This window comes from Fibrobacter sp. (assembly GCA_012523595.1).
GTDB lineage: Bacteria > Fibrobacterota > Chitinivibrionia > Chitinivibrionales > Chitinispirillaceae > JAAYIG01.
Genome location: JAAYIG010000154.1, coordinates 1 through 21020, shown reverse-complemented (window position 1 = coordinate 21020; position 21020 = coordinate 1). Strand labels below are relative to the sequence as shown.

At 47.9% G+C, this 21020-nt stretch carries 23 protein-coding genes; 8 read left to right on the top strand and 15 right to left on the bottom strand.

Going from position 1 to position 21020, the window contains the following annotated elements; genetic code table 11:
• Positions 1-7: 7 nt before the first annotated feature.
• The 13 genes from GX089_10425 to GX089_10365 form a co-directional block, all read right to left on the bottom strand.
• The gene (locus GX089_10425) at positions 8-754 is read right to left on the bottom strand and encodes a nucleotidyltransferase family protein (protein NLP02900.1); all 747 of its coding nucleotides are present in this window, start codon (positions 752-754) and stop codon (positions 8-10) included.
• On the bottom strand, positions 754-1812 hold the full coding sequence (locus tag GX089_10420) for a glycosyltransferase (GenBank protein NLP02899.1): 1059 nt from the start codon (positions 1810-1812) through the stop codon (positions 754-756). Before GX089_10420 ends, GX089_10425 begins: the two co-directional genes overlap by 1 nt.
• A gap of 8 nt (positions 1813-1820) precedes the next feature.
• Entirely contained in the window at positions 1821-2429 is a 609-nt protein-coding gene (locus tag GX089_10415) for a histidine phosphatase family protein (GenBank protein ID NLP02898.1), read from the bottom strand.
• 4 nt (positions 2430-2433) lie between these two features.
• Positions 2434-3360, bottom strand: coding sequence for a beta-xylosidase (locus tag GX089_10410; GenBank protein NLP02897.1), 927 nt, complete (start codon positions 3358-3360; stop codon positions 2434-2436).
• Positions 3361-3362: 2 nt separating this feature from the next.
• On the bottom strand, positions 3363-4481 hold the full coding sequence (locus GX089_10405) for a glycosyltransferase (GenBank protein ID NLP02896.1): 1119 nt from the start codon (positions 4479-4481) through the stop codon (positions 3363-3365).
• The gene (locus GX089_10400; protein NLP02895.1) at positions 4481-5587 is read right to left on the bottom strand and encodes a glycosyltransferase; all 1107 of its coding nucleotides are present in this window, start codon (positions 5585-5587) and stop codon (positions 4481-4483) included. The genes GX089_10405 and GX089_10400 overlap by 1 nt, the downstream gene beginning before the upstream one ends.
• On the bottom strand, positions 5568-6716 hold the full coding sequence (locus tag GX089_10395; GenBank protein ID NLP02894.1) for a glycosyltransferase: 1149 nt from the start codon (positions 6714-6716) through the stop codon (positions 5568-5570). The genes GX089_10400 and GX089_10395 overlap by 20 nt, the downstream gene beginning before the upstream one ends.
• On the bottom strand, positions 6716-7813 hold the full coding sequence (locus tag GX089_10390; GenBank protein NLP02893.1) for a glycosyltransferase family 4 protein: 1098 nt from the start codon (positions 7811-7813) through the stop codon (positions 6716-6718). The genes GX089_10395 and GX089_10390 overlap by 1 nt, the downstream gene beginning before the upstream one ends.
• Before the next feature lie 38 nt (positions 7814-7851).
• Positions 7852-8136: a hypothetical protein gene (locus GX089_10385; GenBank protein ID NLP02892.1), complete on the bottom strand. Its 285-nt coding sequence runs from the start codon at positions 8134-8136 to the stop codon at positions 7852-7854.
• Positions 8137-8150: 14 nt separating this feature from the next.
• A complete protein-coding gene (locus GX089_10380) occupies positions 8151-9164 on the bottom strand; it encodes a Gfo/Idh/MocA family oxidoreductase (protein ID NLP02891.1) in 1014 nt (337 codons plus the stop codon).
• Complete coding sequence (locus GX089_10375) at positions 9161-10114, bottom strand: zinc-binding dehydrogenase (protein NLP02890.1); 954 nt, start codon at positions 10112-10114, stop codon at positions 9161-9163. The genes GX089_10380 and GX089_10375 overlap by 4 nt, the downstream gene beginning before the upstream one ends.
• A 62-nt stretch (positions 10115-10176) precedes the next feature.
• Complete coding sequence (locus GX089_10370; GenBank protein NLP02889.1) at positions 10177-11235, bottom strand: SDR family NAD(P)-dependent oxidoreductase; 1059 nt, start codon at positions 11233-11235, stop codon at positions 10177-10179.
• Positions 11232-12350 carry an NAD-dependent epimerase/dehydratase family protein gene (locus GX089_10365; protein NLP02888.1) on the bottom strand — a complete coding sequence of 373 codons (1119 nt, stop codon included), beginning with the start codon at positions 12348-12350 and terminating at the stop codon, positions 11232-11234. Before GX089_10365 ends, GX089_10370 begins: the two co-directional genes overlap by 4 nt.
• Positions 12351-12534: 184 nt before the next feature.
• On the opposite strand from GX089_10365, the gene GX089_10360 reads away from it, so the two are divergent.
• From GX089_10360 to GX089_10345, 4 genes are all read left to right on the top strand, one after another.
• A complete protein-coding gene (locus GX089_10360) occupies positions 12535-13491 on the top strand; it encodes a sulfurtransferase (protein ID NLP02887.1) in 957 nt (318 codons plus the stop codon).
• Positions 13488-13652 carry a DUF1328 domain-containing protein gene (locus GX089_10355; protein ID NLP02886.1) on the top strand — a complete coding sequence of 55 codons (165 nt, stop codon included), beginning with the start codon at positions 13488-13490 and terminating at the stop codon, positions 13650-13652. Before GX089_10360 ends, GX089_10355 begins: the two co-directional genes overlap by 4 nt.
• 4 nt (positions 13653-13656) lie before the next feature.
• Positions 13657-13866 carry a dodecin domain-containing protein gene (locus GX089_10350; protein NLP02885.1) on the top strand — a complete coding sequence of 70 codons (210 nt, stop codon included), beginning with the start codon at positions 13657-13659 and terminating at the stop codon, positions 13864-13866.
• A gap of 758 nt (positions 13867-14624) precedes the next feature.
• Positions 14625-15119, top strand: coding sequence for a zinc ribbon domain-containing protein (locus tag GX089_10345; GenBank protein ID NLP02884.1), 495 nt, complete (start codon positions 14625-14627; stop codon positions 15117-15119).
• A 143-nt stretch (positions 15120-15262) separates the two neighbouring features.
• On the opposite strand, the gene GX089_10340 is transcribed toward GX089_10345, so the two are convergent.
• The gene (locus tag GX089_10340) at positions 15263-17278 is read right to left on the bottom strand and encodes a cellulase (protein ID NLP02883.1); all 2016 of its coding nucleotides are present in this window, start codon (positions 17276-17278) and stop codon (positions 15263-15265) included.
• Between the two features lie 452 nt (positions 17279-17730).
• Between GX089_10340 and GX089_10335 the strand changes: the two genes are divergently transcribed.
• From GX089_10335 to GX089_10320, 4 genes are read left to right on the top strand one after another with little or no spacing between them, the layout of a single operon-like run.
• Positions 17731-18279: a hypothetical protein gene (locus GX089_10335; protein ID NLP02882.1), complete on the top strand. Its 549-nt coding sequence runs from the start codon at positions 17731-17733 to the stop codon at positions 18277-18279.
• A 7-nt stretch (positions 18280-18286) separates the two neighbouring features.
• The gene (locus GX089_10330) at positions 18287-18589 is read left to right on the top strand and encodes a PAS domain S-box protein (protein NLP02881.1); all 303 of its coding nucleotides are present in this window, start codon (positions 18287-18289) and stop codon (positions 18587-18589) included.
• Entirely contained in the window at positions 18565-18858 is a 294-nt protein-coding gene (locus GX089_10325; protein NLP02880.1) for a hypothetical protein, read from the top strand. Before GX089_10330 ends, GX089_10325 begins: the two co-directional genes overlap by 25 nt.
• A gap of 12 nt (positions 18859-18870) precedes the next feature.
• Positions 18871-19422 carry a hypothetical protein gene (locus tag GX089_10320; GenBank protein ID NLP02879.1) on the top strand — a complete coding sequence of 184 codons (552 nt, stop codon included), beginning with the start codon at positions 18871-18873 and terminating at the stop codon, positions 19420-19422.
• Between the two features lie 22 nt (positions 19423-19444).
• Here GX089_10320 and GX089_10315 read toward each other — a convergent pair whose 3' ends face one another.
• A complete protein-coding gene (locus GX089_10315; GenBank protein NLP02878.1) occupies positions 19445-20749 on the bottom strand; it encodes a serpin family protein in 1305 nt (434 codons plus the stop codon).
• Between the last annotated feature and the right edge of the window lie 271 nt (positions 20750-21020).

Here is a 21020-nt window from a genome sequence, read left to right as displayed (position 1 = left end):
TCCGGTTTTACACCACCAAATGTGCATTCCCGGAAAGCAATCTCATGGCTTCCCGGTATCCATTTAAAGTACCAACATCCACATAAGACTCCCCTTCCCTGACCCCCACTGCCTCACCACCACTTTCTATGTAAGCATTTACAAGTGTACCGAAATATTCATCCCGCGGAGAACGGGAGATCCACAGGTCGTAAAGCTGATGAAATACCTCACCGGGCATACTGAATGCACCCCAGATCCATAAGTCTCTCAACCCTGCTGTCTTGACATAAATCTTTTTCACCCGTCCATCAGGCTCAGTATCCACAGCATCGTAGAACTCCGGCCTGGAAACAGGGAAAAGAAGAAAAGCCAGTCTGTCTTCAGGCAGAAGCTTCAAACCATTTACAGGAAACCAAACCGTGTCCGGAAGACCCACAATTACCCGTTCACTTCTGCCGATAAAAGGCAATGCACAGAAAATTGCATCACAGAGTCCGGATGGCTGCTGCTGGACAGTGTAGCAGAAATGGACTCCTCCCATGCCTCTTCCAAAGTACCTCAGTATATCCCACTTTCCAGGTGAGATAATCAGATTTATCCTCTCCACCCCTGCCTCGATCATGCGCTCCACAAGGTATTCACAGATAGCCCTGGGACGCTCAACTCCCGATGTGGTTGAACTGCCGACCGGAAGAAGCTCTTTTGAGAAAGCCAGAGGCTGAATACGCGTCCCACACCCTGCAGCAGGAATTATCCCCCATGTCCCGCTCATCAGAAACTCTCCAGTATATCAATCATCTCGCCTGCTCTTTTCTCTGCCGTATGCTCACTCATTGCTCTCCTGTACGCAGCCTCCGCAATCTCCTTCCTCTGCTCCTCACCCATTTTCAATGCCTCCATTACCTCCGCCGATGACCTGACAACAACAATCTCTTTCCCAGGCTCAAAAAACGTCTCCAGCCCAGGCCACCAGTCACTTATCACAGGTACCCTGCACCCCGCAGCCTCAAAGAGCCTCCCTGATGGACAAAAACCCATCTCTGCCATCGGCCCCCGGGTAATATTAAGTGTAAAACGGCTGGATGAATAGAAGACCGGATGATCGGGAGGAGAGATATGCTGCATAAAGATGATATTCTCTACCCAGGGAAAATTCTCCGGATACTGTGCCCCTCCCAGAACAAACTTTGACTTGGGTAGTTGACGCGCGGGCTCTATGAACAGCTCCTCAAGCTTTGACTGGCGATCGGATGCATAGGTTCCAAGATAGGAGAGATCAGACCGGAAATCATCTTTTGAATTTACCGAATAATGGGTACGGGGATCAAAGCTTCCGTAAAGCGGAAGCGCGTGCCTGGCTCCAAGAACCATCACCAGCTTCTCCAGAGCGATTCCACCTGTGTAACTCAAAACCAGATCATAACCCTTAAGCCCTTTCTCACCTATGTATTCCGGAGTTACCCCCATCTCTATAGACTTTAAAGTAACTGGAGAATCAAGATCGTAAAAAACCTTCAAACAATCCGCACCCTTGAAAAGCGCGGAAGCCAAAAGTGCATCAGGACAGTAAGAGGTGACTATCGCGACATCTGCCTCCCGTATTTTATCCCTGGCCCTGCTCTCCGCTTCTGCCCACTCTTTGTAAAGCACAAGCTCCATGCCTTTTATCCCGGAAAAATCACGGCAGAACGCATAGTAAGGGACATCCTTCTCAAAGAAAGCCACAGTATGCCCGCTCTCAGTCAATCCACGGATAAGTCCACGCCAGATTGTAGCATGACCGTTGCCCCAGGATGAACTCACCGAAAGACCGAAAATCACTATTCGCATATCTTTCCTCAGTCCAGAGATGGAATATCGGAGGTGATGTTTACACAACGGACAATACCGCCCCACTCGCAAAGATCAAGAACACTTACTGAACCGGTAGATACAGTAATCCTGAGAAAAAGATCCAGTGAAACCCCCATGAAATATGCCAGTACCGACTTTAAAGGATCATTATGACTGAACACCGCCACAGCCCTCCCCTGATACATACTTCTCAATCGCATTATCTCAGAAACCATGCGGGACTGAACATGTATCATCAGTTCCCCTCCGGGAATTATGCAGCCGTTACGGTAAAAATGAAACTGCTTCCACCCGAAAACACTCTCAAGATCCTCAAATCTCCTGCCTGTCCAATCCCCGAAATCGATCTCTAGCAGCGCATCATTTTTTATGATCTCAAGCCCGGTAACCCTTGATAACGGAGTTGCAGTCTCTACCGTCCTGTCAAGAGGACTGGAGTAGATCGCGTCGAGTTTTATCCCCCCAAGCATCTCTGCAACCCTTTGCGCCTGCTTTTTCCCGTTGCTGCTCAGATGCAGTCCGGGAGTCCTGCCCGGGATTCTCTCCGCAAGATCTATGTCCCCGTGCCGGACCAGATAAAAGGTAGTTTTCAAAGAATCACACCCTTTCCGATTGACATTTTTCAACCGGAGGTCTCCATCCCTTGTAAAGCACATACCTTGATGCCACTTCAGAGGCAAATTGAGCAAACTCCTCAGATACCAGCGGCGGACTGGTGATACTTTCTACCTTTCCCCTCGATGGAGGGGTGAAACAGAGTGTCACAGTGACATCAAACTCATGCAGCATCTCCATCTGATAATCAAACCACTTCAGTGCATCGGGCCGGTGCCAGTCAGCCCAGCTTATCCCGGTCCTTAACTTCTTCACCCCCAGACTCCTGAGCCACTCAACCGCAAAGGGGAGCCTGTGATCATTGAAATGGAACCATTGACAGATACCCATCCCGGCACTGAAATGATTAATTGCCTCCTTCGGCGTACCATCAGCCCTGATAAGCCCCATGTAAAAATGACGGTAATAGGCGCTTCCCTCACTCTCCTTGTGCCTGGTTGTAGCCTCCCAGGTCGGAGGCAGATCGAGAAGACTGTACCAGAAAACCCTGGGAACCCTCCCCAGAAGAAGCTCAGTTGTCCTTCGCAATCCAAATACCTGCACCTCCTCGGCACCAAAAGACGATGCGCCGGCTTCGGTAACCCAGACCGGAAGACTGCAGATATCCTCTATCTCCTCTATCTTCGATGGCCACTCGTCAATCTGCCAGTGATTCCAGTCAAGAGGAAACCCGTGCACTGCCACAGCATCGAAATACTGCAGAGTACCATAACCCGACAAAAGCGAAAGGAACCGGGGATCTATCGGGGATATCCCCCCCAGAACAACACTCAATGATGGACAGACCTGCTTTACTGCCATGGCACCCAGTGATGCCATCCCGGCAAACTCTCTCCAGTCAGTATCAATCGTAAAATCCCAGTGAGAAAGATTGTTGGGCTCGTTCCAGATCTTTACCGCCTCAACCATCCCTACGCTCTCCTGCAAAGTTTCGGTTTCGAAAAACTCTCTCTCTTTTTCATCGCCTCGGCGATGTAATACTCAAGCTCCTGCGCCCGGTGTGCTGAAGTGTGGGCGGAAAGCACACGCTTCCTGGCCCTCTCCCCGATACTCCTGCGCTCCTCCTCGGAGATCCCGGAGAGATATTTCAAGGTATCCTCAGGAGTACTCCCCAGAAGAATCTCATCTCCAAAAGTAAAGAATTCACTTAAACCCTCCCAGTAGTCACTTATTATGGGAGTACCGCAGGCGGCCGCCTCAAAAAGACGCACACTCGGGGCATACCCGGACTGAACCATATCAGCCCTGGTAATGTTCAGCGTGAAACGCTGGGAACAGTAGAATTCACGATGCATCGAGGGTGATACATGCTCCCTGTGAACAACATTGGGAGGCCATGATGCAACATCGGGGTACTTGGGACCAGCCACTATAAATTTTCCCTCTGTCAATTCTCTGGCAGGCATCAGCATCAGTCTCTCCAGAGCCTCCTGACGGTCCTCGCTGTAGGTGCCCATATATCCCAGATCAAACACCCTCTTTCTCTCCTCCGGATAGTAACTGTCCGGATCTACCGAACAATAAAGCGGTCTGGCCAGAGGAGAACCGTAAACATGCTCCAGAATCTCGAGAATCGGGCCTCCCGCAAAAGAGAGATAAAGATCGTACCTTGGAATAAGATTGGGGGTAAGATACTCATACTGACGTCTCAGGAGCTTCCCCAGGGTTACCGGAGTATCAATATCATAAAAAGCGGCAATACCGTTTGCAGTATGCGTTACCCACTCCCCAACCGCCACTCCTTCAGGAACAAACGACCCCACAATCACTACCTCTGCACTCTGAATAGCGCTTGTATAACGATCCTTCAGCTCCATCATCGATGAGTAAAGCTCGGTTCGTCCGTAGGGCGGCTCACACAAATCCCGATGCATTGCATACCAGGGCATGTCCCTCTCCAGAAACAGAACACTGTGCCCCCTTGCTGAGAGTTCCTTGACAAGTGCCCTGTAGGTTGTGGCGTGTCCGTTGCCCCAGGAGGATGTAATTGTCAAACCGAGAATCACTATATCGCATGATGAAGGCAGAATCACAGTTTTACCCCCTCCCGGTTCACCAGTGTTCCCAACACCTGTTCAACATCCCTTGCCCGGCTGGAATAGGTGTGCTCTGCAAGTACCCGCCTCCGTGCAGCCTCCCCCATAACCGCCGTATCAGAGCTGTTTAACTCTCTCACATACTCAGCTACCTCACCGCCGTTTCTTGCAACCAGGCACTCACTTCCGGGTTTGAGAAACTGCTCGATCCCCTCCCAGGCATCGGTGATTATGCAAGCCCCTGCACCCGCAGCCTCGAAAATCCGGGTCGGAGGCGAGTAGCCGTATGAGGCCATGCTCTGACGATTGATATTGAGAACAGCCAGATTGGAACAGTTAAACACGTTGTGTTCATGTGTAAATACATGACCCAGCCGCCTGATATTTGTATAATCGGGAACATCACTCTCCCATCCGCTGCCCCCCAGAAGAAAAAGCCTCTCAGGAAGCATCGCTGCAGAGCGGAAAAAAAACTCCTTCACCCTCTCCTCACGGTCCGGAAGACGGTTGCCAAGGAATCCAAGTGTTCCCCTGAATCTCTCCTCGCCCGGAACAGGAAAATGAGTTTCAGGATCCAGGGCATTGTAAATTGGCACACAATCCCTGGCTCCAAGCGATCTGTATGCAGAAACCACCGGTTCCCCTCCGCCATAGGTAAAGATCGTGTCATACCGGGGGATCAGCCTCCGGAAAGGATCCCCGCGATCGTGAAGCACTCTATCCAATGTACAGGGAGCATCAACATCCCAGAATATTACCACCGTTCCCCTGCTCTGAAACCTCAGCACCGCCTCCTCAAGAAAACCATCGAAACGGCCTATACCACTGGTCTTGACAACCACATCCGCCTTGGAGGCCATCTCCAGAACCTCCTCCAGCCCCAGCTCATCCGCAACGTAAACCACACTGCGGGCCCATGATGGAACTGAGATATCGCGGTTTTCCTGGCGATCGTAAATGTCAGGCTCGTAAAAAGTCACCCTGTGTCCCAGGGCATTTAACTCCTTTATAATTCCCCTGTAGTAGGTAGCAGCCCCGTTCCAGTAAGCCGACAGAAGACTCGATCCGAAAAAAGCGATATCAAGCCCTTTTACAGCCATTTTTCTCTCCTTTTGCCACCGCTTCTTTGTTAATTCCCAGTTCCCCACAGATCCTCAGCAGCTCATCAACCCTGTGAACACAGGTGTGCCTCTTTAAAACCGTCTCCAGCCCCGTTAAAGCGATCTCCATCGCGGCATCCCTGTCATTTATCAATAACTTCATCTTCTCTTTCATATCGTTGCTATCCCTTGCCAGCAGATAATCCTTTCCAGCCCTGAACAAACCTTCACAATCCTCCCACGGAGAACAAATCAGCGGAATACAACAGGAAAGCGCCTCAAATACCCTTATTGTGGGAATGCCGGGAAGCGCCCGCACGTATGGCCTGCGGGGAATATGCACAGTCATGCGAAAGCCGGAAAATATCCTTGGCACAAGATAATTGGGAGTCCAACCTCCGTACTCAATCCCCTTCTCCCTGAGAACACTTAAAGCCTTCTCAGGATAGCGAACACCATAAATCCTGCACTTTAAACCCAGATCATTTACAGGACTGAAAAGATATCTGTCAAGCTCCTCGCTGCGCTCCTCATCACCCCAGTTACCGATCCATACAATATCCCCCTCCCCATCCAAGTCTGGAATAGGCCTGAACACCCGCACATCCGCAGCCTCATGCCACACCCAGGCTCTCTGTGCCCAGCAGTTCCTCACATATATACTTCTGACAATTTCCCCAAATGCAAGTACTCCGTCGTAGCCCGAAAGATCAAAACTGCCCATCGTCTCAGGCGCGGTTACACTCCGATGATGTGTATCATGGAAAAGCAGACGATATCCGGTGTTGAGTTTGCGATGATCGCCTATCCTGCCTATGATCTCTTTATCATTCCACTCATGCACTATCACCAGATCCGCCCCATCGAGCGCTTTGTCAAGGTCAAGAAGTGCGGCACTGTAACGGATACTCTCCAGACCGGGGTAAAAAAGCCTGAACTCTGAAACAATTCCCTCGAGTTTCTCACCCTCCTCCTCAAGAAGACTCCTCACACTCCAGGAATCCTCAGGCTCAAAAACCTTTACCTCATGCCCTCGGATTGCCAGTTCAGTCAATACCCCCCTAAGGAAATGGGCATTTCCATGGTTCCAGTCGGAGATCAGTGAATGGATAAAGAAAACTACCCTCATCACTTCACTCCCTGCTTCAAAATCGAACAGTTACACAACCCTGTCTCCTTCTTATACTTCAGCCCCCTGTAAATCTCAACATAGGCATCGGCCATCTTAGCGGAAGTAAATATCCGGGCACGGCTTAGCGCTCTCTGGGAGTATGAAACAAGTAAAGTCTGGTCTTCTGTCAATTTTTTCACCGTATCCGCTATCTCATCCCTGTCTCCCGGAGAAACATACAGCGCCGCATCCCCCCAAACCTCCCTTAGACTCTCTATATCACCCAGCACAAGCGCACATCCGCATAGCCCCGCCTCCAGAGCTGAAAGCCCGAAGGGCTCATATATTGCAGGAAGAAGGTAAATCGATGCCCTGCCCATCCAATTCGCTACAGATTCCGATGAAATCCTGCCCAGCAAAGTAACATTATCCCCCTGTATATCTCCCCTGCCCCCCTCATCCCCTGCCACTACAACCGGCCAGTCAAGAGAGGAAGCAGATGAAATTACCATCGAGATGTTCTTTCCCTCATCCCATACTCTCCCTGCGGAGAAAATCATCTTCTCCTTTGTCAGAGGTTTGAACAAGGCGGCAGAACGTCCGTTGTGAATCACTCCATAGGAAACCTGCAAACCATAATGCCTGCGAAGAAAACTTAACATGGAAAGAGTTGGGACAACCACAAAGTCCGCACCCCTGAGACCCTCGGCAACCTTGCGACGGTAAATCTCCCATTCATGCGGAGGTGAATTCTTTTTTACATGCTCAAACCAGGAAAAAACACAGGAGTGCCCGACAACAACTACAGGCGCCTTGAACGGAAGAGCCCCGAGGGCATAGCCGTTAAGATGAACGATATCGGGACTGGTCAGGCTCTCAAGCTCCTGAAGCCACTCCCCCCCCTCATTAACCTCCCTCCAGGGATTATCCATCCACTCCAGCTTATATCCGCTCTCAAAAAGCTCCACATTTGGGAGCCCCCGGATCTCCTTTCTCTGCTCTGGAGAAGGAAAAGGGCCCATGGTCACAAGACAGGTCTCTATCCCTCTTCTGTCAAGCTCACTTACCAGCTCGACCGTATAGCTCCACACCCCGCCGACAGTATCGGTGGTCATCAGCACCCTCTTTACATCACGCACCCCGCCTCTCATCCCTACTCTCCATCTCTGCTTATGAATTTGAAGAAAAAACTGTCTCCCTCTCCCTCTTCAATCAGAAATGCCAGATGAGACTGCTCAAAGCGTTCAAAAAACTCACTCCAGGACACCACCGCAAAATGCCTGTCCTCAGGTGAACCCGGAAACTGAACCCTCAATACACCCGCCCCCTCGGTGGGAGTCTGATCCAGTGCCACCCCAGGCATCCCGCCCCTCTTCTCTATCCAGCGGCGTATCACCTGATGATCTGTGGTGAGCGTAGTCTTAGCCATACCGAACACCGCCTCCCCTTTAGTCAACTGTTATTGTAAATGGCATCGAGAACATCAGCCACAAGCAAAACCTCACTCAATGAACTGTCATAGCCCCTGGAAAGGCTAAGCCTGGATGCCCAGTCGATTATCGCCCGGCCTCCCCATAGATCTGGAGGAGTGAAAAGGATCTCCCTCGATGTGCCGCGGTATTTCTCAAGAGTAAAATCATAAAATGATCCGTTTACATTTTTTATCGACAAGGCCCCCTCTGTTCCGTAAAGAGTAACCCCGATCACCGCATCACATCCTGCCGAAAGCTTCCAGGAACATCCCAGATTTATATGCACTCCCCCCTGTACCTCCATCCTTACCGAGGCATAATCCTCAACTCTTCCTCCCCTCCCCCGAATCCTCTCTCCCCGGCAAAAAAGAGCACTTTTTACCTCCTTGACTTCTGGAAAATCAAGAAACCAGAGCGCTAGATCAACAAGATGAATCCCCAGGTCTATCACACACCCCCCACCGGAGAGCTCAGGATCGTAAAACCACTCCTTGTCAGGACCGTAAGCGTTATGGAAAACAGTATCCAGCGCATACACCTTCCCCAGAACATTTTCCCCCAGAAGCTTCTTTGCTATCCTGACCGGCTCCATGAAACGGTATGACATGTCAACTCCAAGGAGCAGATTTCTCTCCCGCGCGCTCTTAATTACAGCATTTACCTCCCCTGAGTTTCGTCCCAGGGGCTTCTGACAGAAAACCGGAAAGCCGGCATCGAGAGCAGCCTTAACCTGGGAAGCATGTAGCGCACTGGGAGTAGCGATTACAATTCCGTCAAGCTCCCCGTAGCTTACCAGATCATCAAGAGATGAAAAGACCAGGGAACTTCCATCACCCGCCGCAGCCTCAGCCATCTCCCTGGATACATCAGCCACTGCAGCAACACGGGCTATCCCGCTTTCCGTGAGGAAATCCATGCGGTTTTTTCCTATCCACCCCACACCCAGAAAACCAAGTCTTAACGATGAGAGAATCACCTTTGTCTCTGTACTCATAGTGTCACCAGTGCCTTTATAAAACCGTCCGGACGACTCCTCAGAGCTTCGAAAGCAGAGGAGAGTTCCTCCAGAGGATAAATGTGGGTGTAAAGAGATGACGGCTCAAGCTCACCCCGGGTAATCGCCTCAACTGCCTGTCTCATCCCCTCTACATATCTGCGGTTCTGACGCTCATGAGCGTTTATTACATCGATACCCTTCCAGTTCCACACCTGCATATTAACTGAGCGCAGCCCGTCCTGATGATATCCGGCGATTACAAGCTTTCCACCCTCCTTTATAACCTCACCGGCTATATCCAGGGATTGCTGGTACCCGGTCGCCTCTATCACCCTGTCACACAATCCACCACCGGTGAATTTCATTACCTTTGTAATCACATCATGATTATTATCCATGGATACAGTTTCCTGTGCTCCGAATCTCCGGGCAGTATCGAGAGCAAATTGACGACGTGAGAGGGAGAGTACCCTTGCTCCTCTTTTTGCCGCAAGTGATGTGATCAGGGCACCGATAAACCCGATACCTATAACAGCCACTGTCTGCCCCTCACTTATATCTGAGCGGTTAAAAATATTCATGACACATCCCAGAGGTTCTCCGGGAAATGGTACTCCGTCAAGCTCAGGAGGAAGAACGACCAGGGAATCTTCATTGACAATATCGTACTGTGCAAAGGCATGACCGGAAAGAAAAGCTACTCTGTCACCCTCCTTTACATCCTTAACTCCTCCACCCCTCTCCCTCACTCTGCCCCACCCCTCATGACCCGGAGCACCGGGCTCCCGAGGATAACTGAACCATGGACGGCCCTCCCAGAGCGGAAGATTTGAGCCGCATACCCCGCAGCCCTCAAGCTCTACAAGCACCTGCCCCTCTCCAGGGCCGGGAACAGGCATATCACAGATATCAAACTTGCCAGGTGATACACACACTGCTGCTTTCATGATTCCTCTCTCCGATACAGCGGTACTGCACAGATCCCTCTCTAACCCCGCTACCTCAACACTCATGCAACCCCCTCTTTCTCCATCAGAGATAACTCCCTTCTACCCGATTCCACGATCCAGCGGTAAAGCCTCGAAATACCCTCCAGGGTGCCCACCGACGGTTCCCATCCTGTCAATTTGTGAAATTTGCTCAGGTCAGAGACATAAAATTTCTGATCCCCCGTGCGCCACGGAGCAAAAACCATGTTGGGAACATCTCCATGAAGCTTTTTTATCGACTCCAGGAGTTCCAGGATACTCAGGGTATTCTTTATCCCCCCTCCGATTGTAAAAGCCTCCCCGGCACACTTTTCACGCCGTTCATAAGCATTAAGAAAAGCCTCTACCAGGTCATCTATAAAAAGCAGATCCCTCACCTGTCTGCCGTCACCGTAGATAGTTATAGGCTCTTTTTCGACTGCACGAAACAACAGATGAGCCACCCAGCCCTGATCCTCATTACCAAACTGATGTGGCCCATAAATACAGCTCATACGAAAAACAGTTGCAGGGATACCGAAGGTTCGGGCATAGTCAATCACATACTGATCCGCTCCCCCTTTGGAACATCCATAGGGGCTGTGAAAGTCAAGCAACCTGCTCTCACCTATCCCGCTGAAAGAGTTATCCGGTACCCGGTAACGCGTGTTTTCTTTTATTAACTGCAGATCTCCTAACCTGCCGTAGACCTTGTTAGTGGATGTAAACAGAAGAAAGGGGGGATTTTCTGCCTCACGAAGAATCTCAAGGACATTGACAGTTCCCCTGAGATTAATCTCAAAATCCTCCAGCGGATCATCCAGACTCCTTGTAACAGCCACCTGGGCGGCAAAATGGTATACCCGCTGCGCTCCATCCAGTGCCTCCCTGAGCGCTTTCTGATCTCTCACATCTGCTATTCTGGCCTGTATCGATGAACCATGTGTGTCGATAAGCCATTTCAGATTCTTTTCCGATCCTTTTCTTGACAGATTATCATAGAGGAGCACCTGATACCCGTCACTGGCAAGCCGGTGGCAGAGATTCGTCCCGATAAATCCGGCTCCTCCGGTGACCACCACCTTCTGCCCCGTTTTCATACCGTCAACCCTCTTTCGAGCAGCTCGGCATTGGCCAAATCCAATAAATCATCGGCTATCTGCCCCTCGAGCCATCCAGCGAGTTCAACAAGTCCCTTGTCAAATGCAATCGACGGTTCATAACCAAGAACCTCTCTGGCAAGGGTAATGTCGGCATAGCAATGACGAATATCTCCGAAACGGTACTTTTTGCTTATTACAGGGGTGATACTCTCCTTCCCCAGCACTCTTGCCATCTCAGAGGCCACATCACGAACCGTATAAAAGTAACCACTTCCGATATTGAAGATCTTCCCCGATGCCTGCTCGGTTTCCAGAGCCAGCCTGCAGGCCCTGACTACATCGAGAACACTCACAAAATCCCTCTTCTGATACCCATCCTCGAATATCAGCGGCTCTTTCCCGTTAAGATACCGGGAGGCGAATATTGCCAGCACACCTGTATAAGGGTTGGAGAGGGCCTGACGGGAACCGTAGACATTAAAGAATCTGAGCGCTACAGTGGGAATCCCATACGCCCTCCCGACCATCATACACATCTGCTCCTGATCATATTTGGAAAGAGCATAGACCGATGCCAGAGAAGGAGGTTTACTCTCAGGGGTAGCGACCGGAAGAAGAGGAGTGCCATCGATTGACTGCGGCTCCCAGAGCCCGTTTTTAAGCTGCTCGAGAGTACGATGTGCTGTCTCCACTCTGATCCCGGAACTGTCAGTATAAAGTCCCTCCCCGTAAACACTCATGCTCGATGCCACAAGCAGGCGCTCTACACCACGCTCCAGAAGGCTCTCAAGAAGCACTGCAGTGCCAAGATTATTTGTTTCTGTGTATCCTTTAATCTGATACATACTCTGGCCGACACCTACCGATGCGGCGAAGTGAAACACGGCACTTACTCCACACAACGCCTCTTTCACCACTTCAGGATCACCCACAGACCCCTTGACAAACTGCACATCGGGACTGAGATAAGCAGGCTTCTCTGCGTTGGGGCCGTGAACCTGTGGAGAAAGGTTGTCAAGCACACGCACCCGGTATCCATGCTCCAGAAGTTCATCGCATAGATGAGAACCGATAAAACCCGCCCCACCCGTGATCAGTATCAGTTTACTCATATTTTTCCCGTCTGATTTTTTTATTTAGGGCCAAAAGGTACTCTGCTTTTCACTCGGCAATTTTCATGCCACAGGTATTCATTGCTTTGAACCTGCTCAGGCTTTTTCAAACATCAATCTGCAGATAATAAAACTCTCTCCAGGCAGGTGAGATTTTTCCCAATATGAGAATCCGGAGCATCAGATGCCATGTAATCCCTGCCTGAATCTGGCACCCGCTTTGCCTTTTCAATCAAAGAAAACCGTCAATAACAAAAAGGGGGCACTGATGACTTTACCTCTTATCAAATGGATCGACACTGAGTGGCTCAAAGAAAACCTGAACAACCCCCAGATAAGAATCATCGACTGCCAGCCCGATGTACACGACTATATTAAAGAACACATAGAGGGCGCAGTCTACTTAAACGAAAACCACTTCCGTGCCTTCTACTCAAACCTGCCCACCCATTACAGCCCCACCGAGTGTATCGGGAAACTTCTCCAGTGGGCCGGTATACAGAATGAAAAGACAACTGTTATCTACGGGGGAAACGGTGTGTTTTCGAAAATTGGTGACGGGCTGGAACAATCCATGGTAGCCTACAGCCTGGGACGCTTCGGAGTAAAAGATATCTGTATCCTCAACGGAGGTCTCGAAAAATGGAAGGAAAAAAACTACCCCCTCTCAAAGGAATATCCGCTCATTCCCCCTTCCGATTTCCAGCCTTCAGTCCAGGATGAATTCTTTTACAACTATAAACAGTTCTGCGAAATCAAAGACAGGCCGGAAACCACAATAGTCGATGTGCGGCCCAGAGTTATCTACGAGGGAAAAGCGATGTGGTCAAAGCCAGGGCATATCCCGCGTGCCATCAACCTTCCCTGGCGTGTACTGATGGATCATGATAATCCCAGACTGCTCAAGCCCCTGGAAAAAATCGCAGAACTGGTAAAAGGACGGAAAATCTTTCCCGATAAGTCAATTGTCCTCTATTGCGGTACCGGCAGAGAGGCAACATCGGCATTTCTGGTTCTCAAATATGCAATGAACTTCCCGGATGTGAGGATATTTGAGGGTTCTTTTACAGAGTGGTGTACCCATCCGGAAAACCTCACTGTCACAGGTCCTTCACCTGTAAAAATAAAAAGCGAACCATGACCGGATGGATCATCCTTTTTCTGCTCCTGAGCGCTGTAAGCGGATTTTTTGCATTCAGCAGCATCGTTGTGGAACTGTCCGGAATCGCACAGATTCTCTTTTTCATCTCTATAGCTCTTCTTCTGCTCTCTTTTATAACCCTACTTATTACCAGGAGGTAAAGAAATGGAAAATGTCTACAAGACAATCGAACTCACAGGCTCATCCCCTGACAGTATCGAAGACGCGGTGAGAAATGCCCTCTCCTTTTCATCCCGGACCATAAGAAACATGCGCTGGTTCCAGATCTCCGATCTGCGTGGACGTATCGAAGGTACCCATATCGATAAATGGCAGGTCACTGTGAAACTGGCCTTTGAGGTCGATCAGGAATAGTGTTCTGAAAGGCGCTTTTGCGCCTTTTTGCTTTTTCACTCTATCGCACTATAATCGTGATAATACCATCTGCTTATCAGCCTCTTTAATGAACGATTCAGGATTACTCTCCGGAGAAAAACAGGTAAAAAACATTCGATACCGACCCCGATATGAAAAACAAACATCGGTGACCTGGTCTTTAACCGGACATTACTGAAACTGTTTATTCTATTAACATTGTTTTTCTTTTTAACGAAGATATCAGGAAACTGACAGTACCCTGAGGTGAGGGCTGTAATGTCCTTATTTCATCTTTGAGGTGAATTTATAACTTATTTTGGCCACTTTTTAACAGGCAAATTCACTCTTTCACCTCAGAGGTGAAACAACAACCCAAAATATCGTTTCCTGCCAGTCAACATTTCTTTTTCTTCTTCCTGCATGCACTTAAGGGTAGACTGGATACATACTATCGTATTGTCGTGCTATCGTTCTGTTGTAATGTCGTACATCGTGGTGGAAAGCCCTCCTACGCTAAGAAGCTACGGGGAAAAATCCGGAGTCTTCAACGGGCTGAAACCAGGGGGAAACCCACACCTTATCTCTTTAATGAGCAAACAATTCTGGATTACTCTCAGGAGAAAAACAGTTAAAAAACATTCGATACCGATTCCGACCCCGATATGAAGAACAAACATCGGTTAAGACCTTTGAAATCACCCGAATTAAGTTACTATATTTTATACACAAAACATCTGAATAAAGGAGTGTAGACAATGCCGATGTACGAGTTTTACTGCTCTTCGTGCAATACCATTTATACCTTCTTTTCCAGAACTATCAATACGGATAAAGTTCCCTTGTGCCCGAAATGCCGTACCGATGACCTGAAGAGGATGGTATCGAGGTTTGCGGTAACTGCAAAAAGCAAGAATAGTGGTGATGATTCAGGGATGCCTGATCTGCCGATCGATGAGGCAAAGATGGAGAGGGCGATAGAATCTCTTGCTTCAGAGGCTGAGAATATAAACGAGGATGATCCCCGTCAGGCCGCAGATCTCATGCGTAAATTATCTAACATGACCGGTCTAAAACTTGGTGATAAGATGGAAGAAGCTCTCAGCAGGATAGAGTCCGGAGAAGATCCGGAGGCAGTTGGCCAGGAGATGGAAGATCTGGATGAAAATGATCTGTTCAAAGTAGATGGCGGAGGAAAAGGCAGCTCAAGGAGAGCGGCGCCAACCAGGGATGAGACTATTTACGACATGTAAACAGGCTCTTTATTCCTGACCTGCCCCCTGAATCCCCCAGAGGAGTACTTGAAAATCCACGCTGAGCATAAATAAAAAGGGCCCGTTCAGGGCCCGTGTCATATTCTGTTTTTATTCTCAACCAGGCGATGTACTTCCCTGATTTATCTTACCATACCGGTAAAGATCTTCTCAACAAACAGGAGAGTTCCGGTTCCCTCTTCCGTAAACCTGATCAGTACCATCTGTCCAGGCCAGTCAGTCTTTATTTCAACTCTGTTTAAATTATTGACCACTTTTGTCTTCAACACTTTTCCATCGATACCAAACACCTTTAAATTCCCGGAAACCACATTCGGAAAATCAATTCTTAGTTGCCCTTTTTTTTTAATAACGGAAAATTTTGACTTTTTATTTACCGTCACCGGATTCCTGGTATTTACTGATGGACCCTGGAGAGCTTCAATGGCTCCGGAGAGAAAAACCAGAGGAGCATTCCAGTTGATCGCTATCTCGTTAGATGCATAGCTGCACATCAGGTCGATATAGGAAAGTGCTGGAAGTTCCGATGTATAGGCATTTTTGCAATCCTTTGCATCCTCCCTGTTCTTATTGGGACCGCCGACTACAAAACCGGGAATCGGCTCATCTATTCCATCAGCCTCTGATGGTCTGTGGTGGATAAACATGGGAGTCTTGTCACCATAACCGGTCACAAATGAATACCCGGTTGGATTTCTTCCAAGCAGATAATCGAACTGGTTGATGGCAGTATTTTTGTATTTAGCATCCCCACCAGCCAGATATGCGAAAACCGCTGCCATACCCTGGTTTGCTGCTACAGCACTGCTTCCCCAGTAAAAATCGGATGCGGTCATGCCTATCCCGTAGGGATTGGTGTCGCACCTGGCAACATAGTCACCTGCAAGATCCAGGATTTTTGCAACAATACTGCCTTCATCAACTGCAGATGTCAGGTCTTTTTTGTTAAGAAAAAGCGAGTAGAGACTGAGTGTTGCAACTCCCGGCCACGCCGGGATGGTGTAAAAATCATCAAGCATTCCGGATGGATAAGCGATAGTGAAGAAACTGTCCTGTTTTGTCGCTATGTAAAGCTCTGTAGCTGCCCACTTGAACTCATCGCTTACATTGTTGTCCCCGTACTCACCGGTTGTGATATCCGGATCATAATCACGGTTGTGGTTAGTCTGATTGTAGCGAACCGCTGGATTACTACGAGCCCATTTCCAGGCATTCAATGATGCCGTCAGACACTGATCAGCAAACCCGGGAAGCTGGCTTTCGAATTTTTTCAGAATGCGGTAAGCCTGTGCGGTTACTGCCGCAAAGTCAAGTGTGGCAGCAGTTGACTTCATGATTACATACCTCGGCGCATCATCTTCCTCAGGCATGATCATCCCGCAGAAATTTCTCGATGTGAGCTTGTGATACACCCCCCCGTCCTGAGAATCCTGCATGGTAAGCATCCATCTTAAATTCCACAGCACCTCATCAATAAGATCGGGGAGATCATTGTTGGACTCGGGAATATTGAGGTTGAGAGTGTCATAAAATGAGGGAAATGCCTCGTAAGCAGCAAACATCGTATATGTGGTGATACCCGAGTTTACAATGTACTTACCATAATCACCCGCATCATACCATCCACCGGGTGATGAAATGGTTGATCCGGCTGTTCTCTGACCGAAAGCAGCCGATTGATGAATCTGGACCGCGTTGTCCGGATGACCGGCGCTTCTTGCCCATTTCCCTGCATACTGCGCATCAAGTGCCATCGAGGCCCTGTTGAAGTAGAAAGCCTTTATACTCGCTTTTGCCACCTGAAGATGAACATCGTTCGCGATAGTAAATTCATAGGAATCCGGGCATCCCTGTATTCTTATCTTAAAGTTACCAGTCTCTTTAAAAGCAGAAAAATCGGCGATCCGGGCATTCTCTCCCGATGCATCCCAGAATTTGCCCCCGGAAAGAGCCCCGGCATACACCTTCTGATCCTGAGAATTATATACAAAAAAGCTGTCGCTTGTGGCTCCAATCGCTACCGCCTTTTTTATTCCCTCAGGATAAAACCCGGTCTGGTTAAGATGAATGGCAGCGCCAAAAGAGGAAACAATGCAGGCACAGAGAATAATTACAGATACTTTAAAACGCACAACCATAAGACCCCTTTCATTGAGAGTTCTATCTTTTAGTGCATAACCAAACTGCAGGTGTTCAGTGGAATGAAGGATAAAGGGGTGGTTTTAATTTAGATTATTTAATAATTCTTTTAATTGTTTTACTTCAGGGGACGGACTATCCTTTTACTTTTATCTGTCGTTGATGTGACAGGCTGCAGCCGAATTACCATGTGATGAAAAAGTGAACTTAAGCTGTTAAATCCCTGATTCATCTCTGAGGTGAACCGGTTACTTAATTGCTTAAATTGCCTTTTAAATGAATTGATGCTTTGGACCATCCCGGAAGGCCATCATAAAAGTAAAAAAGTAGTCCGTCCCCGGGACCCTTACTTTTTTTGTGCACCGGTATTGCTTTCTTATTAGATTCATTCTACACTGGAATTTTCACAGAATACTTACTGTCCTCATATTCATACTTCTAAGGGAAAGCCATGAAAACATTGGTCGTCTACTACTCAAAATCCGGGAACAATAAATATCTTGCACGGAAATGCATCGAGGCACTGGGAGGGGATATCGAAGAGATAACACCCAGGATGAGTGCGTTTTTCTTTCAGGTACTCTCTTCACTCACTGGAGCAGGCTTAGGAATAAACCCTCTCAAAGCTGATTTAAAAGAGTACGATCGGGTTTTGCTATGCGGACCTGTCTGGATGGGTAATCTTATTTACCCTCTGCGCTCTTTCATCAAAGAATACAACAGAAGTATTAACAATTTGATTTTTGCTACATGCTGTGGTGTCGATGACTCAGAAAAAGACAGTCGGTTCGGTTATACCAGAGTATTCTCAAAAGTAAGGAGTATGGCCGGAGAAAAAAGCATCCTTTGCGAGGCATTCCCAATAAAACTTGTTGTTCCTGAAGAGCAAAGGCATGACAACGATGCACTTATGAAGGCCCGTTTATCGGATGATACTTTCAAGGGACAGATTCTCCAAAGGTTTGATAATTTCATCAAAAGGGTAAAAACCGAGGTGTAGACTTCTGATGGAAGATCTGATCTACCGGAACGAAAAACTGAGGGAAGAAAACAATATTCTCAAAGCACTTCTGGAAAACACCCATACCCATTTGGCATACCTTGACAGAGACTTCAATTTTGTATACATCAACGAAGCTTATGCTTCCGGATCAGGTCATTCAAAAGCGGAACTTGTCGGAAAGAATCACTTTGCATTTTTTCCAAACCCTGAAAATAAAAACTTTTCAGGGAATGCCGCGATACTGCAAAGCCGGTCCGTTTTCATGACAAGCCATTCCAGTATGTGGACCAGCCGGAAAGGGGCGTAACTTACTGGGACTGGTCTCTGATTCCTGTCAAGGACAGTACCGGAACGGTAACAGGCCTGGTCTTTTCATTAACAGAAACAACAAAGCGGAAAAAGGCTGAGGATCGGATGAGAGATGCTATTGAGGAACTGGAGTCTTTTTCCTATTCCGTTTCTCACGACCTTCGCACCCCGGTTCAGGCTATACTCGGTCTATGCAAAATTTTTCTCGAAGATTATTCGAATATACTTGACGAATCCGGAAGAGAGATCATTTTGCGCATTGAATAATCCGGCAAGAAGATGAATGAATTGATCGACAGCATTCTCTCTCTTTCCAGAATCGGTCGTTTGGCAATATCCCGTGAAAAAATAAATCTCTCCAGAATTGCAGAGGACATAGTCAATGAACTTAAACAGAGAGACCCTGACAGAAAAGCGGATATTTCGATTCAGAGCGGGATGGAGATAACTGCAGATGCAAGTCTTATTAAAATTGCCCTTACAAATCTGATAAACAACTCCTGGAAATATACAAAAAAGAATTCCTGTACCCGGATTGAATTCGGCTCATTTAAAAGAGACAATCAGACAGTGTTTTTTATTAAAGATAATGGAGTCGGTTTTGATATGAGCAGTGTAAAACGGCTCTTCATCCCTTTTCATCGCCTGCACTCTGACAAAGAGTTTCCCGGAACCGGAATCGGACTTGCAACAGTAAACAGAATAATGAGCCGCCACGGGGGGAAGGTATGGGCAGAGGCAGAAAAAGGAAAAGGTGCTACATTTTACTTTACAATAGACGATGCCGGCATCTCACATGCTGAGTCCGTACGAAATCCAGGAATCGGATAATCTGGAAAACAGAGTAAACTCTTCAACCGTTAACTCTCGGATCCATCACACGCCCCATAAAAAGAATCGCCTTTGTCTGAGTATCGCGTATCAGGTAGATAAAGGGACGATCAGCTACAAAGATTGGGTATGAAGATGCTGTGGTGTCCCTCCCAAGAATTATTGCTGTCGCGGCAGCGGCCTCAGTACCCTTCTCATCAACCTTGATAAATGCCTTATGGATTATATCTGAGATGACCAGGTTATACTTGTCAGAAATTCCCGAGAAATCCGCGTTTGAAAATGGGGCTGTCATACCCAGTGATTTAAACGCATTTGTCAAAGACATCGGTTCGGTAGTAAACTGAAATTTCGGAATGCGAATTGGTGGCAATACTGTTGGATTCAGCTTGTCCAGCAACCCGGTAATATCTTCTGCGCTGAAATTCGATTCAAAATCGGAAAACATGCCACTGTCCGGAAGAATGAAATCCATGGCGATACGTCCGCCTTTGTATGGAAGCTCAAGGACCCTGACATTCTCCGCTTCTGTATATAATAGTTTTATTTCGCCACCATTCTCACCCTCCAGCTTCATAGTCGGAACAAGAACTTTTTCACCGTCAAGGAGTTGGAATTCCTGATTGTCTGTTTTTTCAGAATTAAAGGAATAAAGCCAGTCTGCCATAAAGTAAATGGCATTTGTTAATACCAGTTCTGTTAAAGTATTTATGGATCCAGGTGGAAGAAGATTGTTTATCCTTGATTTTGTCTGCTCACTTACCCAGTTGTTTATAATGATACGGCATGATTCCGGATTTTTCCTGAAATCGAGCAAATTTACTCCTGCATCATAATGACGTGCAAGGAGATCCAGATAAGTATCTTTTATCAAAAGACCGTTCTGCTGCCAGATACTGTTTACAACATTGAGTTCAAGTTTTTCGGTCTCATCCGAATGAGTCTCCAGACTCCTGTCAAGACCATTGAGAGCGGCATGAAAATCCTCTCCTGCAAGTGTCACCTGAAGTGTACTTCGAATCTGCTCGGCAGTTTCTCCTGCAGCACCCGCATCAGTCATCCCCAACGCCACTGTTATGCTGTAAGGGGAAAAAAAGAGGTTCTTGTTTCCTTCCACAAGCTGCTTATACATCCTGGAGGCAAACTGGTTTATGCTCTTAGCCTGCTCTGCCACCCGGGAATCACTTGCTGGAATAACATCCCTGCTCTCTGATGACCTTGCAGTCAGGAATTTTCCATCCCCCTGCTCAACCCTGTTTGTATTAACCGGATCGTTCACACAATTGAAAACCAGCAATGCGGCCAATACACACAAAATTTTACGCATGACTACCCCTCCTTATTTGAGTTTGAAGCACCTTCTTATCAAATTATAATATTTTTTCTATGTAATGTATTCAGCAGAAGAAAATCTGTATTCTGTTGTTACAATAGAACATACCATCTTCCACTTTTCCAGTGGGAAATGAATGTCAGGGCCGGATTAGTGCTTTCACTTTAAGGGGCATCCGACATTTTAATGGGTAGCCCCCATATATAGTGTTTAGAGTATTTTTACTGCATGGATGATAAAAAGCTCTTCACGAAGATATTAGGAT

Coding starts and splice junctions, on each gene's coding strand:
- GX089_10425 (NLP02900.1), bottom strand. CDS start 754: ATGAGCGGGACATGGGGGATAATTCCTGCTGCAGGGTGTGGGACGCGT.
- GX089_10420 (NLP02899.1), bottom strand. CDS start 1,812: ATGCGAATAGTGATTTTCGGTCTTTCGGTGAGTTCATCCTGGGGCAAC.
- GX089_10410 (NLP02897.1), bottom strand. CDS start 3,360: ATGGTTGAGGCGGTAAAGATCTGGAACGAGCCCAACAATCTTTCTCAC.
- GX089_10400 (NLP02895.1), bottom strand. CDS start 5,587: ATGGCTGTAAAAGGGCTTGATATCGCTTTTTTCGGATCGAGTCTTCTG.
- GX089_10395 (NLP02894.1), bottom strand. CDS start 6,716: ATGAGGGTAGTTTTCTTTATCCATTCACTGATCTCCGACTGGAACCAT.
- GX089_10390 (NLP02893.1), bottom strand. CDS start 7,813: ATGACCACCGATACTGTCGGCGGGGTGTGGAGCTATACGGTCGAGCTG.
- GX089_10380 (NLP02891.1), bottom strand. CDS start 9,164: ATGAGTACAGAGACAAAGGTGATTCTCTCATCGTTAAGACTTGGTTTT.
- GX089_10375 (NLP02890.1), bottom strand. CDS start 10,114: ATGAAAGCAGCAGTGTGTGTATCACCTGGCAAGTTTGATATCTGTGAT.
- GX089_10370 (NLP02889.1), bottom strand. CDS start 11,235: ATGAAAACGGGGCAGAAGGTGGTGGTCACCGGAGGAGCCGGATTTATC.
- GX089_10365 (NLP02888.1), bottom strand. CDS start 12,350: ATGAGTAAACTGATACTGATCACGGGTGGGGCGGGTTTTATCGGTTCT.
- GX089_10360 (NLP02887.1), top strand. CDS start 12,535: ATGCCATGTAATCCCTGCCTGAATCTGGCACCCGCTTTGCCTTTTCAA.
- GX089_10355 (NLP02886.1), top strand. CDS start 13,488: ATGACCGGATGGATCATCCTTTTTCTGCTCCTGAGCGCTGTAAGCGGA.
- GX089_10350 (NLP02885.1), top strand. CDS start 13,657: ATGGAAAATGTCTACAAGACAATCGAACTCACAGGCTCATCCCCTGAC.
- GX089_10345 (NLP02884.1), top strand. CDS start 14,625: ATGCCGATGTACGAGTTTTACTGCTCTTCGTGCAATACCATTTATACC.
- GX089_10340 (NLP02883.1), bottom strand. CDS start 17,278: ATGGTTGTGCGTTTTAAAGTATCTGTAATTATTCTCTGTGCCTGCATT.
- GX089_10335 (NLP02882.1), top strand. CDS start 17,731: ATGAAAACATTGGTCGTCTACTACTCAAAATCCGGGAACAATAAATAT.
- GX089_10330 (NLP02881.1), top strand. CDS start 18,287: ATGGAAGATCTGATCTACCGGAACGAAAAACTGAGGGAAGAAAACAAT.
- GX089_10320 (NLP02879.1), top strand. CDS start 18,871: ATGAATGAATTGATCGACAGCATTCTCTCTCTTTCCAGAATCGGTCGT.
- GX089_10315 (NLP02878.1), bottom strand. CDS start 20,749: ATGCGTAAAATTTTGTGTGTATTGGCCGCATTGCTGGTTTTCAATTGT.